Consider the following 14,786-nt stretch of genomic DNA (forward strand, 5'->3'; position numbering starts at 1 on the left):
ACCCCGGTTTTCGCGAAGGTGATGTGCAGAACGAGGGAAGGGCGCAGGCAACGCTTTCCCCTCGCATCTCTCAGGAGGTGAGCTGATCGACCAGGGCCGATTTATGCGCCCGGTAAAGGCTCATGATCTCCGCTGCCGTCTCCTCGATCGAGCGGCGGGTGACATCGATCACCGGCCAGCCGCGCTCGGCGCAGAGTTTGCGGGTGGTGGCGATCTCCCGGGCGATCTGGCGGCGGTCGAGATAGGTGTCATTGGCGAAACTGCCCGCGTTCAGCGACAGAATCCGGTTCTGACGCACCTGCTGGATCCGCTCCACCGAGGCGATAACCGCCACCACCATCGCCCGGCGCACGCTGAAAAGCTGCGGCGGCAGCGGAATATCGGGCACGATCGGGATGTTCGCCGCCTTGAGGCCGCGATTGGCGAGATAGATGCAGGTCGGCGTCTTGGAGGTCCGGCTGATGCCCAGCAACACCACATCCGCCTCGTCCAGATTCCCCGGAATCTGGCCATCATCGTGCAGCATGGTGAAATTCAGCGCATCGATGCGGTGGAAATAATCCGCATCCAGCGCGTGCTGGCCGCCGACCCGGCCGGTCAGTTGCACGTTGAGATAGGACTGAAACACCGAAAACACCGGCGACAGGATGTTGACGCATGGGGAAGCGCTGCGGCGTCCGGCCTGTTCCAGCCGCTCAGCCAGCTCCGTGTCCACCAGCGTGTAGAGCACGATCCCGGGGGAGGCCTCGATCTCGCTGATCACCTGTTCGAGCTGCCGCGCCGAGCGGACCAGCGGATAGACATGTTCGATCGCTTCGACGTCTTCGTATTGCGCCGTCGCTGCACGCGCGACCGTCATCAGGGTTTCGCCGGTGGAGTCCGAAACCAGGTGCAAATGGAAGAAGTTACGGCTCTTACCCAAGATATTATCCCCGCGTCGTCAGCCTTTCGCCGTTCGGGAGTCGATAACTCCCTCTTTTTGCCCAGGCAGCCTGGTCAGGATGCGTGAACCACGAAAACAATCAACAGCGCACAGGCGCGGACGCCGCTTCGCCGAAACGATTTTCATTTGTGTGGATGACGCGATTGTTCCGCGCCACTCCCCAGCTCATCAACAGACGACAAATCGTTAACAGATGGTTAACGAAGTTTCAAACGGCTGATTTTATTGCGATTATGACGATATCACCGAATTGCGACGAAACGCCGTCCCGAAAAATGCTCGACAGTCCCGACTTGAATGAGTCATGTGGACCAGTGTCGATAATCGGTAATCCCGGTTGTCCAGTGACAAACAGAATAAACAGAATCCTTTTCAAGGATTCTTTCTTTTTAAAAGGGAGTTATCTGTGACTGACTCCAGATCGCGGAGAGTGATGCGGGTTCTGGCTGGAGAAAGGCTCTGGCCGCCTCCGGTCTGGATGATGCGACAGGCCGGCAGATACCTACCCGAGTATCGTGCGACCCGCGCGAACAAGAGCAATTTCCTCGAGTTCTGCTACGACACGGATCTCGCCACCGAAGTCACGTTGCAGCCGATCCGGCGCTATGGCTTCGATGCCGCCATTCTTTTCTCCGACATTTTTGTCGTTCCCGATGCGCTTGGGTATCCGGTGCGCTTTGAGGAAGGACGCGGTCCGGTTCTGGAGCCGCTGTCCTCAGAGCTTGTTTCGCGGCTCGACCAGGAGCGGGCGGTGGGTCATCTCGATCCGGTCATCGAGACCGTGCGCCGGCTGCGCAGCGAATTGCCCGAGGAGACGACCCTTCTTGGCTTCTGCGGTGCGCCCTGGACGGTGGCCTGTTACTCGGTCGCCGGTCACACCACCGCCGATCAGACCGCGGCCCGGGTCGGGGCCTATCGCGATCCGGCATTGATGCAGTCCTTCATTGACGCATTGGTGCCGGCCTCGATCCGCTATCTGGTGCGCCAGTTGAAGGCCGGTGCCGATGCGGTGCAGATCTTCGACACCTGGGCCGGCGTTCTCGATGATGCCGGGTTCAAGCGCTGGTCGATCGAACCGACCCGGCGGATCGTCGAAGGGGTCCGCAAGGAAGTCCCCGATGCACGCATCATCGGTTTTCCAAAGGCGTCGGCCGCCCGGCTTGAGACATTCATCACTGGGACCGGTGTGGATGCGGTCGGCCTCGACTGGACGGTGCCGGCGGATCTGGCGCGCCAGGTCCAGAGCAAGGTTGCGGTGCAGGGGAATCTCGATCCGATGCGGTTGGTGGCCGGCGGCGAGGCCTTGCGGGAAGGGGTCGATCAGGTGCTTGCCAACCTGGGCAAGGGGCCGCTCGTCTTCAATCTGGGTCATGGGGTGACACCGGATGCGGATCCGGACAATGTTGCGCGGATGATCGATCAGGTGCGGTCCGCGCCGGATCCCATGTGAGCGGACCATGCTGTATCTGTGGCTGAAAGCCTTTCACATCATGTCGGTGATCGCCTGGATGGCGGCGCTGTTCTATCTGCCGCGCCTGTTCGTCTATCACGCACAGGTCGCGGTGGGTTCGCCGCAGAGCGAATTGTTCAAGGTGATGGAACGGCGCCTTCTGAAGGCGATCATGCGGCCGGCGATGATGGCGAGCTGGATCTTCGGCCTGTGGGTCGCCTATGAGGGCGGGTTCCTCAGCGATGGCTGGTTTCACGCCAAGCTGACCCTCGTCGTCCTGATGACCCTCTATCATACTTACCTGGCAAAATGCGTCGGCGTGTTCGCGACAGACGCGAATCAGCGCGCCGACCGGCATTACCGGATCATCAACGAAGTGCCGACTGTGCTGATGATCGGTGTCGTGATACTGGTGGTCCTGAAGCCTTTTTGATCCTGTTGGGGGAAAATGACGGTTTTCCCCCAACACATCTGTCACGAAACCGCATTCATATCTAAAAGCGCTGTAAATGCCGCTTGCGCTTCATTCTGAATAACTGTAAATTCCAGCATCCTCACATCCTGCGGAAATGGTTTCCTGCTCCTGGCAAAGGACGTAACGGAAGTCAGGTTGACCCGATTTGGCGTCGGCTGAAAATCCGCAGATACTTCCGATCCCTATTCCATGAACCCGACCCGCAGTGCGGCGTTGGGCCCGGCGATCAAGCATCCCTCCAACAGAAGACCATCCCTTGCCCATGCGGGAAATGAAACTCTCTGATCTGAAGATCAAAACACCGACCGAGCTGCTCAGCTTTGCCGAGGAGCATGAAGTCGAGAACGCAAGCACCATGCGCAAGCAGGAGCTGATGTTTGCGATCCTGAAACAGCTTGCAGCCCAGGATGTCGATATTATCGGCGAAGGGGTGGTCGAGGTTCTTCAGGACGGATTTGGCTTCCTCCGCTCACCGGATGCCAACTATCTTCCCGGGCCGGACGATATCTATATTTCCCCCTCCCAGATCCGGCGGTTTTCGCTGCGTACGGGTGACACGGTCGAGGGGGAGATCCGCAGCCCGAAGGATGGCGAACGCTACTTCGCGCTGCTCAAGGTCAACAAGATCAATTTCGAGGATCCGGACAAAGCGCGCCACAAGGTGCATTTCGACAATCTGACCCCGCTCTATCCGGATGAGCGGCTGAAAATGGAAGTTGAAAGCCCGAACGGCAAGGATTACTCGGCCAGGGTCATCGATCTGGTCGCCCCGCTCGGCAAGGGGCAGCGCGGGCTGATCACGGCGCCGCCGCGGACCGGCAAGACGGTCTTTTTGCAGAACATCGCCAAGGCGATCACCACCAATCATCCCGAATGCTATCTCATCGTGCTGCTGATCGACGAGCGGCCCGAAGAGGTGACCGACATGCAGCGCACGGTGAACGGCGAGGTCGTTTCCTCGACCTTCGACGAACCGGCGGTGCGTCACGTTCAGGTCGCCGAGATGGTGATCGAAAAAGCCAAGCGGCTGGTGGAGCACGGGCGCGATGTTGTGATCCTCTTGGATTCCATCACCCGTCTTGGCCGCGCCTACAACACGGTTGTTCCGTCCTCGGGCAAGGTGCTGACCGGTGGTGTCGACGCCAATGCCCTGCAGCGGCCGAAGCGGTTCTTCGGTGCTGCCCGGAACATCGAGGAGGGCGGTTCGCTCACCATCATCGCCACGGCGCTGATCGACACCGGCAGCCGCATGGACGAGGTGATTTTCGAGGAGTTCAAGGGAACCGGCAACTCGGAGATCATCCTTGACCGCAAGATCTCCGACAAGCGCGTCTTCCCGGCCATCGACATTCAGCGCTCCGGCACCCGCAAGGAGGAGCTGCTGGTCGAACCGCAGCAGCTCAAGAAGATGTATGTGCTGCGCCGGATCCTCAATCCGATGGGGACAGTGGACGCCATCGAGTTCCTGCTCGACAAGCTGCGCCAGACCAAGTCGAACGAGGATTTCTTCGACAGCATGAACACCTGAGGCACGACCCGCCGCGCCTGATTTCCTCTGGCGGAGGAAGGTACGGCCGGCTTAATATCAGCGTGTTTGAAGATTCACGTGAAACACCCGCGCCGGGTCCTCTGGTGCGGGTGTTTTTGTGTCCGCTGTTTCACGTGAATCAACTGGATTCGGATGCGGAAGGAAATGAGGATCACGCGATGGAGCTGATAACCGAGCGTTTGCGGCTGCGGCCGTGGCGGGAGAGCGATCGCGAGCCCTTTGCCCGGCTCAACGCGGATGCAGAGGTGATGCGCTATTTTCCCGCTCCGCTGACCCCCGCTGAAAGCGATGCGTTGATCGCGCGGGCGCGGCAACGGACGGCGGAAGCCGGTCTCTGCTTCCAGCCGATAGAGGAAAAGCGGAGCGGGCGGTTTCTCGGCTTTGTCGGTCTGAACCGGCCGGCCTATCCGGTGCCGCTGCCGTTCGATCCGTGCGTGGAGATCGGCTGGCGCCTGTCGCGCGCGGCCTGGGGAAAGGGCTATGCCAGCGAGGCGGCGCGCGCCTGGCTCCGATTCGGCTTCGAAACGCTGGGCCTTGAGGAGATCGTCTCCTTCACCTTCACCGGCAACGACAGGTCGCGCAAGGTGATGGAGCGGCTCGGCATGACCCGCGATCCGGCGGAGGATTTCCTCCACCCGATGCTCGCGGCCGATCATCCGCTGGCCTCCCATGTGCTTTACCGGCTCTCGCGGGCCGCCTGGCGTGGCGGCGCGTTCAGCCACGTCGCAGAGCGTTGACGGTCTCCGGGATCCGGGCCGGATCGGTCAGTGGCGGGGAGCACAGGCCTTCGCGGCAAAGATAGAGGGTTTCCCGCCCCTCGACAGCGGTCTTGCCGTGCAGCGGGTGAGAGAAGGGGAAGGCGATGGTGCCGGTCACCTGCCGCCGGATTATGGAAGGGTCCGCCAATGCCCTCAGGGCGGCGTGGAGGGGTGATTGCACGATGTCCGCTGCCGTCGCCTCTTCGCCTGCAACGATCACCGCCAGCATCCCGTTTTCGCGCGTGTCGAGCGCGTTGAGCAGGGCGGCGGTGGCAAAGACATTGCGGGTGATGCCGCTGGCGAAGGCGGCGAAGATCGCATCGGCGCGGGCCCTGTAGATGTCGTCGCCGGTCAGGTGCCACAGCCGGATCAGGGCCTCGGCGGCCACCGCATTGGCATTCGGTGTCGCCTCGTCATTGGCCGTATAGGGGCGAAGGATCAGATCGTCGGCCGCGGCGGCCGTCAGATAATATCCACCCTGTGCATGGGCGTAGTCCTGCTGCAGCCGGTCGGCGAGGCTCGTCGCATCGTTGATCAGGGCTTCTGCCTCGGCGTCGTCGGTGGCGGTTTCCGCGAGCGCAATCGCCGCCTTCATCATGGCGGCGTGATCGCTGGCAAAGCCCGGGCGGGTCTTCCGTCCGTCCCGGTAGGCATGGGCTAGGCGGCCTTGCCGGTCGCTCATGGTGGTCATGATGAAGCGATAGGCGGACATGGCCAGATCACGCCAGGATTCACGTGAAACACTGTTTGCCGCCTCCGCGAGGCCGGCAATGGTCAGGCCGTTCCAGTCGGTAAGGATCTTGTCATCGCGGGCCGGTGCGATCCGTGTCTGCCGCGCCCGCAGAAGGGTCTGGCGCCACTCGGCGAGCGTGTCCTCATCAATCGGCGGCGAGGGAATCTGGTCGGTGTCGAGCCGGTTTGGGATGTTGCACCCCTCGAAATTGCCCGCCGGTGTGATGTCATAGATCCGCTTGAAGGCAATCGCCGCTTTTTCTCCGAGCAGGTCGGAGATCTCGGTCGGCGTCCAGACGTAGTATTTGCCTTCCTCCCCCTCGCTGTCCGCATCGAGGCTGGCAGCGAAGCCGCCCTCCACCGCCATTTCCCGCTCTAGCCAGCCGATGGTTTCCTCGATTCGCCTTCGGAACAAGTCCTGGCCGGTGGCATTGTGAGCCCGGGCGAGATCGCTGAGATATTGGGCGTTGTCGTAGAGCATCTTCTCGAAGTGGGGCACCAGCCAACGCTCGTCCACCGAGTAGCGGGCCAAGCCACCGCCGATGTGATCGTAGATGCCGCCCTGGCTCATCTGCACCAGGCTGGTGAGGCACAGAGCCTTGTGATCGGGGCTGTCCTGGCGAAGGCCTCCGCGCCAGATCAGCTCCATCACCGCGCTTTGCGGAAATTTCGGTGCACCGCGAATGCCGCCATGCTGCGGGTCGATCATCGCCGCGAGCCGCGCGCTGGCTTGCGCCACCAGGCCCCGAGGCAGGGCAGGGGCGCCGCTTCGCTCCGCGGTTCGGGTCAGCTCGGTCATCAGGGCGGTCCGGTTGCCGTCGATTCGCTTCCGATCCGTTCTGTAGGCGCGGGCCACCGCTTCCAGCACATCAATGAAACCGGGCCGTCCCCAGCGGGCATGGCGCGGGAAGTAGGTACCGCCCCAGAAGGGCTCTGCCTCGGAGGTGAGGAACATGGTCAGCGGCCAGCCGCCCTGTTCGCCAAGGGCATGCAGCGCGCTCATGTAGATCTGGTCGACGTCAGGCCGCTCCTCCCGGTCCACCTTGATGTTGATGAAATGCCGGTTCATCACCTCCGCCACCGCTTCATCCTCGAAGCTCTCGTGGGCCATCACATGGCACCAGTGGCAGGAGGCGTAGCCGATGGACAGAAGGATCGGCTTGTCTGCGGCGCGGGCCTCTTCCAGCGCCTCCCGGCCCCAGGGGCGCCAGGCGACCGGATTGTCCTTGTGCTGGAGCAGGTAGGGGCTGGTGGTATCGGCAAGGCGGTTGTCGGACATGGGCTTCCCGGGTATCAGGAGGAAAAGCGGGACATGTCCCGAACCTAAGGCATGACGGCGGTACAGCAAGGCCCGATGATGATCCGGGTCAAGGACCCGTGCAGTTGCCGGTACGATGTGAGTGAGCCGCTTGGCCAACGAGACGATTTTCGCCCTTTCCAGCGGGCCGGTTCCGGCCGGCGTTGCGGTGATCCGTGTGTCCGGGCCGAAGGCTCGATTCGCCTGCGAAACCTTGACCGGGGCCTTGCCTGCCCCGCGACGTGCGGCCTTGCGCGCCTTGCGGGACGGGCTGGATGGCGAGGTGATCGACCAGGTTCTGGTGCTGTGGTTTCCCGGTCCGGCCAGCTTCACCGGCGAGGATGTGGTTGAGTTTCATTGCCATGGCGGCCGGGCGGTGGTGACCGCCGTGCTGGCCGCGCTGGCGCGATTGCCAGGGTTGCAGCCGGCGGAGGCCGGTGCCTTCACGCGACGCGCCTTCGACAACAACCGGCTGGATCTCACCGAGGTGGAGGGGCTCGCCGATTTGATCGCGGCCGAGACCGAGGCGCAGCGCAAGCTGGCCATGCGGCAGATGAGCGGTGAGCTTGGCCGGCTCTATGACGAATGGCGCCGGCGGATCGTGCGCATTCGCGCGCTGATCGAGGCGGATTTCGATTTCGCCGACGAGGAAGATGTGCCCGAGGGCGTGTCAGCGACGATCTGGCCGGAGGTCGCGGATCTGCTTGCCACCCTGGACAGGCACCTCGATCGCTCGCGCGGCGCGGAGCGGGTGCGCGGCGGCTTGCAGGTGGTGCTGCTCGGCCGGCCCAATGCGGGCAAGTCCAGCCTGCTCAATGCGCTGGCGCGACGGGATGTGGCCATCGTCACCCCGGAGGCGGGGACCACCCGCGATCTCCTGGAAGTGCATCTCGATCTGCGCGGCTTTCCGGTGACGCTGATCGACACGGCGGGTCTGCGTGAGACCGAAGGCCTGGTGGAGGCGGAAGGCATTCGCCGGGGGCTCGCCCGGGCGACGGCTGCCGATCTGGTGCTGCTGTTGTGCGCGCCAGAGGATGCGGCGCCGGAGATGGCCTTGCCGGCGGAAGTGACTGGGCTGACCGCGCCGGTCTGGCAGGTGGACACCAAGGCCGATCTGGCTGATGCAGCTCTGGAGCAGGGTGCGGCGTCGAAGGGGCTCACGCCCGCCGCGCGGCATCACGTATCGGTGGTCGCGCCCGGCGGGCTCGATGGGTTGATCGACGCGCTCGGCGATTTCGCCGAGGCGAGCGCGGGCAGCCTCGCCGATCCGCTGGCCACCCGTGAGCGTCATCGGACGCATCTCGAGGCTTGCCGGCAGGCGCTGACCCTGTCGCTCGATGACAATCGACCGCTGGAAATTCGAGCAGAGGATCTGCGCCGCGCCGCCGATGCGCTCGGCCGCATCGCCGGGCGGGTCGGGGTGGAGGATCTGCTCGACGTGATTTTCCGGGAATTTTGTATCGGAAAGTAAACAAACTGTTTCACGTGAAACAGGGGAATCCTCGCTCGATTCCCTCCCGGAATGAAGACTCCTGCGAAATGATCATCAAAAACCGGGGTCAGATCCGCTGCCGTCGGCGCACTGCGGGGCCTTCCGCCAGCGCCGCGATGAACGGATCGCCGTGCATGGCCTTCGCCATTTTCGCGCCGGGCGGCGCAGGAATGGCTTTGACCCTTCGCCGGGGATTGGATAATCAGAAAAGGCTTTTCGCGCACAGGACCCACCGTTTTGTAGCCCACCCCCGCAGGGGAGGTGGCTGTCATGTGCCGGTGTGCTTTGGTCCTCGGCGGCCCGATTGCGCTAGATCAGGTGAGTTGGACCGGCGACCGGTCCGGCCATCCCGCCGCCAAACCACGGCAGGCTCTGGGATGAGCAATGAAGGAGTAGAGGGTGTCCGGCTTCAATCGCGCATATGACGTGATCGTCATCGGCGGCGGCCATGCGGGCTGCGAGGCGGCGGCGGCAAGCGGTCGGCTCGGCGCGGCCACCGCCCTGGTGACCCATCGCTTCGACACCATCGGCGTGATGTCCTGCAACCCGGCCATCGGCGGTCTCGGCAAGGGGCATCTGGTGCGCGAGGTAGACGCACTCGACGGGCTGATGGGCCGGGTGGCGGATCGCGCCGGCATCCAGTTTCGCCTGCTCAACCGGCGCAAGGGACCGGCAGTGCGCGGCCCCCGCGCCCAGGCCGACCGCGCGCTCTACCGCGCCGGCATGCAGGCCGCGATCCGCGAGACCGACAATCTCACGGTGATCGAGGGGGAGGCCGCCGAGCTTCTGGTGGACGGTGGCCGGATCTCCGGCATCCGGCTGGTGGATGGCACGGCGCTTACTGCGGGCGCGGTGGTGCTGACCACCGGCACCTTCCTGCGCGGCGTCATCCATCTGGGCGACCGTCAGATCCCGGCGGGCCGGGCCGATGAGGCGCCGGCGGTGCGGCTGGCGGAGTCGCTGCTGGCGGTGGGCTTTTCGCTCGGACGGCTGAAGACCGGCACGCCGGCGCGGCTCGATGGACGCACCATCGATTGGGCGCGGCTGGCCGAACAGCCAGGGGATTCGGATCCGGAACCATTTTCGACCCTGTCGACCGCCATCGAGACGCCGCAGATCTCCTGCCACATCACCCGCACCACCGCGAAGACCCATGAGATCATTCGCGACAACCTGCAGCGCTCGGCGATGTACTCCGGCGGGATCACCGGGCAGGGGCCGCGCTACTGCCCCTCGATCGAGGACAAGGTGGTTCGCTTCGGCGAGCGGGATGGTCATCAGATCTTCCTGGAGCCGGAGGGGCTCAACGATCCCACCGTCTATCCGAACGGCATTTCGACTTCGTTGCCGGAGGATGTGCAGCATGCCTTCTTGCGCACCATTCCCGGTTTGGAGCAGGTGGCGGTGTTCCGCCCGGGATACGCCATCGAATACGATCACATCGATCCGCGCGAGTTGAACCGGACGCTGGAGACGCAGAAGCTGCCGGGGCTTTATCTTGCCGGGCAGATCAACGGCACCACCGGATATGAGGAGGCGGCGGCACAGGGGCTGGTCGCCGGGCTCAATGCCGCGCTCAAGGTTGGTGGTGGCGCGCCGCTGGTGTTCGGCCGGGCCGATGGATACATCGGCGTGATGATCGACGATCTGGTGACCTGCGGCGTGTCCGAGCCCTATCGGATGTTCACCTCGCGCGCCGAGTACCGGCTGTCGCTGCGGGCGGACAACGCCGATCAGCGGCTGACGCCCATCGGCCTTGAGGTTGGTTGCATCGGCTCGGAGCGTCGAGTCGCCTTCGAAACGAAATGCCGGGCGCTGGAGGCAACGACCGCACAGCTCAAGGCATTGACGGTGACGCCGGAAGAAGGGCGCCGCGCCGGTCTGCCGATCAACCAGGATGGGGTGCGGCGCTCGGCCTTTGAGCTTCTCTCCTATCCGGACATCGATCTTGAGCGGCTGCGCGCTGTCTGGCCGGAGGCGCTTTCCGGGCTCGATCCGAAGATCGCCGGACAGGTGGCGATCGACGCGCTCTATGCGGTCTATCTGAAGCGGCAGTCGGCGGATATTGAGGCCCTGCGGCGCGATGAGGCGCTGGCATTGCCGGCCGATCTCGACTATGGCGCCTTGCGCGGCCTGTCGAATGAGGCGCGGCAGAAGCTGGAAGCGGTGCGGCCGGAGACCCTTGGCCAGGCGGCGCGGATCGACGGGGTGACGCCGGCGGCGCTGACCCTGCTTTTGGCGCATGTGCGCCGCGGCGAGGGCAGGGGCCAGGACAACGACAGGGGGGCGGCATGAGCCGACCGATACCGCCATCGGCGGTCGATGGGCCGGAGGTGCTTCACGGACCTCTGGCCGTTTCACGTGAAACACAAGAGCGCTTGTCCGCCTATGTGGCCTTGCTGTTGCGCTGGCAGCGGGCGCAGAACCTGGTCGCGCCCTCGACCCTTCGCGAGGTCTGGCGCCGGCATGTGGGCGACAGCATTCAGGTCGCGCGGCTGTTGCCGGAGGCGCGGCACTGGGTCGATTTCGGCAGCGGTGCCGGGTTTCCAGGTCTGGTCACGGCGATCCTCCTGATGGAAGAGGACGCGCCAGGCCGGGTGCATCTGGTGGAGAGCAACCAGCGCAAGGCGGGGTTCCTGCGGGCGGTGATCCGGGAAACCGGCTGCCCGGCGGAGGTCCATGCGGTGCGGATTGAGGACATGGCGCAAGACTTCGATGCGCCGGTGGAGGCGGTCTCGGCCCGGGCATTGGCGGATCTGACCGTGCTGTGCGGCTATGCGGAACCCTTTGTCGCCCGGGGCGCTTCGGCCATTTTCCACAAAGGAAAGAATTTCCGCGAGGAGATCGCGCAAGCGTCTCACGCTTGGGATCTGGATCTGGTACAAACAGACAGTCTGATTGATCCTGACAGCCGGCTCCTGATGATCAGGCACATCCGGCCACGTCGTTCATCAGGGAAAGGCTAGATCCGGATGAGCATTCTGCCGCAGTCTCCCCGCGTGTTGGCCCTCGCCAACCAGAAAGGCGGGGTCGGAAAGACCACCACCGCGATCAATCTGGGAACCGCTTTGGCGGCGATCGGGGAACGGGTTCTGGTCATCGATCTCGATCCGCAGGGCAATGCCTCGACCGGGTTGGGGATCGACCGCCGCGACCGCGATCTGTCAACCTATGATGTGATGACCGGCGAGTGTTCGCTTGCCGAAACGATCCTGGACACCGATGTGCCGCGCCTGTGGGTGGCGCCGTCGACCATGGATCTGCTCGGGGTCGAGCTGGAGATTGCGGCCCGTCCGGATCGGGCGCATCGCCTGCGCAATGCCATTTCCACACTGGCGCAGAGCCGGGACGAGACGATCCCGGACTTCTCCTATGTGCTGATCGATTGTCCTCCCTCGCTCAACCTGCTGACCATCAACGCGCTGTCCGCCTCCCATTCGATCCTGGTGCCGCTGCAATGCGAGTTCTTCGCGCTGGAGGGGCTGAGCCAGCTTCTCAGCACGGTGGAGCAGGTCAAGGCGGCGCTCAATCCGGAGCTGTCGATCCACGGCATCGTGCTGACCATGTTCGACAGCCGCAACAACCTGTCGAGCCAGGTGGTGGCGGATGTGCGCGAGACCATGGGCGATGCGGTCTATGAGACGGTGATCCCGCGCAATGTGCGGGTGTCGGAGGCCCCGTCCTATGGCAAGCCGGCATTGCTTTACGATCTCAAATGTACCGGCAGCCAGGCCTACTTGCGGCTGGCGTCGGAAATCATTCAGCGTGAGCGGACCTTGCGGGGCGTTGCCGCGTGAGGCGCGAATTTCGATTCGGAGACGCTCCGATTCGGATGCGCAACAACCTGTTTTGACCAAATGGCAGGCCGGCCGAGGCGCGGCTGGCGCCGGATGAATGTGCAACGGGGCCCGGGGTTTCCGCCTTGCTTTCGCATGATCGGAAGGGGAGGGGGCTCATGGCAAAGAACAGACAGCCTGAATGGCGCGAGCAACGGGTATGAACGACATGGCGGATGAGGACGGCAGCAAGAAGAAGCGGCTGGGGCGCGGGCTCGCGGCGCTGATTGGCGAGGTTGGAACCGAACCGCCCGCCGATCCCCGGCCGCCGCGCGACACCCGCCGGGTGCCGATCGAGTTCCTGACCGCCAATCCGCGCAACCCGCGCAAGAACTTCGGCGAACGGGACCTTGAGGACCTGACAGAGTCCGTGCGCGAGAAGGGAGTGGTGCAGCCGCTCCTGGTGCGTCCGGTGGCAAGCCGCGACAACGCCTATGAGATCATCGCCGGCGAGCGGCGCTGGCGGGCGGCGCAGCGGGCCGGCTTGCACATGGTGCCGATTGTCGTGCGCGATGTCACCGACCAGGAAGCGCTGGAACTGGCGATCATCGAGAACGTGCAGCGGGCCGATCTCAATCCGATCGAGGAAGGGCTTGGCTACGACCAGCTGGTGCAGGAGTTCTCCTACAGCCAGAGCGAACTGGCCAAGGTCATCGGCAAGAGCCGCAGCCATGTGGCCAACACGCTGCGTCTCCTGAAGCTGCCGAACTCGGTGAAGGACTACCTCGCCGAGGGGCTCTTGACCGCCGGCCATGCACGGGCGCTGATCACCGCCGCCGATCCGGCGGCGCTGGCCGAGCTGATCGTGGAAAAGGGCCTCAATGTGCGCGAGGCGGAAAAGCTGGCGCAGGATCCGGAAGCGCTGACCCGCAAGGGGGCGAGCCCGGCCCGCAAGGCGGAGAAGGACGCGGACACGCGGGCGCTGGAAAAGCGTCTGGCCGACAGCCTTGGCCTGAAGATCGCCATTGCCCACAAGAAGGAGCGTGGCTCCGGCGAGCTGAAGATCAAATACGCCTCGGTGGAACAGCTCGACGAGATCTGCCGGCTTCTCGGCATTTCCGACTGAGCGGCGCGGGCCTGGATCTAGGATCCATCTGATCTTGTTGAAGAATGAGAGCCGGTGCGGGAAACTGCGCCGGCTTTGTTTTTCCCCGGGGCGTGTGCGAAGGCGGCTGCGGTGCCCGTCAGTGCATCGTCGTCTTGGACAGGAGATTGACGATCAGCACGCCGAGCAGGATGAAGCCGATGCCGATGGCGCCCCAGGCATCGAGCCGCTGGCCGAACAGCGCCCAGCCGATGCCGGAGACCAGAATGATGCCGGCGCCGGACCAGACGCCATAGGCGATGCCGACCGGCATGACCTTGAGGGTCAGCGACAGGAAATAGAAGGCCACCAGATAGCCGAGCGCGACGATCACCGAGGGCACCAGTTGGGTGAACCCGGCGGAGGCTTTCAGCGCGGAGGTGGCAATCACCTCGCCGAGGATGGCAATGCCGAGGAACAGGTAGGTCTGCATGGCTCAGGGCGCTTTCGGCTCGGTGGTGGGTGTGGGATGGGTCGCGGCGATCAGGCGGTCGCGCAGTGCGGCCCGGTCGGGAATGTCGATACCGGCGAGATCGGCGAGCCAGACGCCATCTGCGGCGTGGCGGACGATGGCGAGCGGCGGTGCATCGTCGGTGCGGCGGTGCCGGTCGAGCCGCTGTGTCATCCAGTCGGCCCACCGTTCGCGCAGCTTGGGGTCGGAAATCGCCGAGACCCAGAGCGCTGCATGCGGGTCGGCGGGTTCGTCCGCGCCAAGGCGGCAGACCACATCCGCATAGGCGCGGGTGAAACAGCCATGCGCCTGGCCGTCGGCGGCGATCCGTGCATCGATGTCCCGGTCGAGGCTTTCCAGAAGATCGGCGAACACCGCGTCGACCAGCGCCTGCTTGTTGGTGAAGTGGTGGAACAACGCGCCCTTGGTGACGCCGGCGGTAGCCGCGACCGCCTGGAGGCTGAGCGCGGCCAGTCCCTTGTCGCTGGCCATCTGACGCGCGGCGACAAGCAGGGTTTTGCGGACCTTTTCCGGATCCTTGCGGCGATGGTGGGCGGTGCTCATGAAACATACCTACCAGTCGGTTTGTTCGTGGGTCAACCATTGACCGCCGGTTCCATCAGGGTCTGGTCGCAGGAGATGGCAGCGGCAGATGACGGCGGCAGATGGCAGCGGCAGATGATGGGGGCGGTGGGCGTTGCGGTCCGGGTCCTTCGCGG

13 protein-coding genes are annotated in these 14,786 nt (G+C 64.2%); 9 read left to right on the forward strand and 4 right to left on the reverse strand.

Translation table 11 applies throughout. From position 1 onward, the window contains the following. Positions 1-70: 70 nt before the first annotated feature. Positions 71-922: a pyruvate, water dikinase regulatory protein gene (locus tag IEV83_RS18950; RefSeq protein ID WP_181761152.1), complete on the reverse strand. Its 852-nt coding sequence runs from the start codon at positions 920-922 to the stop codon at positions 71-73. A 454-nt stretch (positions 923-1,376) separates the two neighbouring features. Here IEV83_RS18950 and hemE point away from each other — a divergent pair, with 454 nt between their 5' ends. The 4 genes from hemE to IEV83_RS18970 all read left to right on the forward strand — a co-directional run bounded on the left by hemE (position 1,377) and on the right by IEV83_RS18970 (position 5,154). Next, the gene (gene hemE / locus IEV83_RS18955; protein ID WP_181761151.1) at positions 1,377-2,393 is read left to right on the forward strand and encodes a uroporphyrinogen decarboxylase; all 1,017 of its coding nucleotides are present in this window, start codon (positions 1,377-1,379) and stop codon (positions 2,391-2,393) included. Positions 2,394-2,400: 7 nt separating this feature from the next. Further along, positions 2,401-2,826, forward strand: coding sequence for a protoporphyrinogen oxidase HemJ (gene hemJ / locus IEV83_RS18960; RefSeq protein WP_181761150.1), 426 nt, complete (start codon positions 2,401-2,403; stop codon positions 2,824-2,826). Between the two features lie 304 nt (positions 2,827-3,130). Next, a complete protein-coding gene (gene rho / locus IEV83_RS18965; RefSeq protein WP_181761149.1) occupies positions 3,131-4,396 on the forward strand; it encodes a transcription termination factor Rho in 1,266 nt (421 codons plus the stop codon). Positions 4,397-4,575: 179 nt separating this feature from the next. Further along, positions 4,576-5,154 (forward strand): GNAT family N-acetyltransferase, encoded by a 579-nt coding sequence (locus tag IEV83_RS18970; RefSeq protein ID WP_181761148.1) that lies wholly within the window; start codon positions 4,576-4,578, stop codon positions 5,152-5,154. Here the strand turns inward: IEV83_RS18970 and IEV83_RS18975 are convergent. After that, positions 5,132-7,186, reverse strand: a complete 2,055-nt coding sequence (locus IEV83_RS18975; RefSeq protein ID WP_181761147.1) for a thioredoxin domain-containing protein — start codon at positions 7,184-7,186, stop codon at positions 5,132-5,134. The two genes, IEV83_RS18970 and IEV83_RS18975, sit on opposite strands and share 23 nt — an antisense overlap. 121 nt (positions 7,187-7,307) lie before the next feature. Between IEV83_RS18975 and mnmE the strand changes: the two genes are divergently transcribed. The 5 genes from mnmE to IEV83_RS19000 all read left to right on the forward strand — a co-directional run bounded on the left by mnmE (position 7,308) and on the right by IEV83_RS19000 (position 13,598). Next, positions 7,308-8,675 carry a tRNA uridine-5-carboxymethylaminomethyl(34) synthesis GTPase MnmE gene (gene mnmE, locus IEV83_RS18980; protein WP_181761146.1) on the forward strand — a complete coding sequence of 456 codons (1,368 nt, stop codon included), beginning with the start codon at positions 7,308-7,310 and terminating at the stop codon, positions 8,673-8,675. 420 nt (positions 8,676-9,095) lie between these two features. Further along, complete coding sequence (gene mnmG / locus IEV83_RS18985) at positions 9,096-10,991, forward strand: tRNA uridine-5-carboxymethylaminomethyl(34) synthesis enzyme MnmG (RefSeq protein ID WP_181761145.1); 1,896 nt, start codon at positions 9,096-9,098, stop codon at positions 10,989-10,991. Continuing rightward, positions 10,988-11,662, forward strand: coding sequence for a 16S rRNA (guanine(527)-N(7))-methyltransferase RsmG (gene rsmG / locus IEV83_RS18990; protein WP_181761144.1), 675 nt, complete (start codon positions 10,988-10,990; stop codon positions 11,660-11,662). The genes mnmG and rsmG overlap by 4 nt, the downstream gene beginning before the upstream one ends. A 6-nt stretch (positions 11,663-11,668) precedes the next feature. Beyond that, positions 11,669-12,493 (forward strand): ParA family protein, encoded by an 825-nt coding sequence (locus IEV83_RS18995; protein WP_181761143.1) that lies wholly within the window; start codon positions 11,669-11,671, stop codon positions 12,491-12,493. Positions 12,494-12,701: 208 nt separating this feature from the next. Then, positions 12,702-13,598: a ParB/RepB/Spo0J family partition protein gene (locus tag IEV83_RS19000; RefSeq protein ID WP_181761183.1), complete on the forward strand. Its 897-nt coding sequence runs from the start codon at positions 12,702-12,704 to the stop codon at positions 13,596-13,598. A 118-nt stretch (positions 13,599-13,716) separates the two neighbouring features. Here IEV83_RS19000 and IEV83_RS19005 read toward each other — a convergent pair whose 3' ends face one another. Further along, positions 13,717-14,049: an SMR family transporter gene (locus IEV83_RS19005; protein ID WP_181761142.1), complete on the reverse strand. Its 333-nt coding sequence runs from the start codon at positions 14,047-14,049 to the stop codon at positions 13,717-13,719. 3 nt (positions 14,050-14,052) lie between these two features. After that, on the reverse strand, positions 14,053-14,631 hold the full coding sequence (locus IEV83_RS19010; protein ID WP_181761141.1) for a TetR/AcrR family transcriptional regulator: 579 nt from the start codon (positions 14,629-14,631) through the stop codon (positions 14,053-14,055). Between the last annotated feature and the right edge of the window lie 155 nt (positions 14,632-14,786).

This window comes from Stappia taiwanensis (assembly GCF_014635285.1).
Taxonomy (GTDB): domain Bacteria; phylum Pseudomonadota; class Alphaproteobacteria; order Rhizobiales; family Stappiaceae; genus Stappia; species Stappia taiwanensis.

Coding starts and splice junctions, on each gene's coding strand:
- rsmG (WP_181761144.1), top strand. CDS start 10,988: ATGAGCCGACCGATACCGCCATCGGCGGTCGATGGGCCGGAGGTGCTT.
- IEV83_RS19000 (WP_181761183.1), top strand. CDS start 12,702: ATGGCGGATGAGGACGGCAGCAAGAAGAAGCGGCTGGGGCGCGGGCTC.
- IEV83_RS18995 (WP_181761143.1), top strand. CDS start 11,669: ATGAGCATTCTGCCGCAGTCTCCCCGCGTGTTGGCCCTCGCCAACCAG.
- IEV83_RS18975 (WP_181761147.1), bottom strand. CDS start 7,186: ATGTCCGACAACCGCCTTGCCGATACCACCAGCCCCTACCTGCTCCAG.
- IEV83_RS19010 (WP_181761141.1), bottom strand. CDS start 14,631: ATGAGCACCGCCCACCATCGCCGCAAGGATCCGGAAAAGGTCCGCAAA.
- hemE (WP_181761151.1), top strand. CDS start 1,377: ATGCGGGTTCTGGCTGGAGAAAGGCTCTGGCCGCCTCCGGTCTGGATG.
- rho (WP_181761149.1), top strand. CDS start 3,131: ATGCGGGAAATGAAACTCTCTGATCTGAAGATCAAAACACCGACCGAG.
- IEV83_RS18970 (WP_181761148.1), top strand. CDS start 4,576: ATGGAGCTGATAACCGAGCGTTTGCGGCTGCGGCCGTGGCGGGAGAGC.
- hemJ (WP_181761150.1), top strand. CDS start 2,401: ATGCTGTATCTGTGGCTGAAAGCCTTTCACATCATGTCGGTGATCGCC.
- IEV83_RS19005 (WP_181761142.1), bottom strand. CDS start 14,049: ATGCAGACCTACCTGTTCCTCGGCATTGCCATCCTCGGCGAGGTGATT.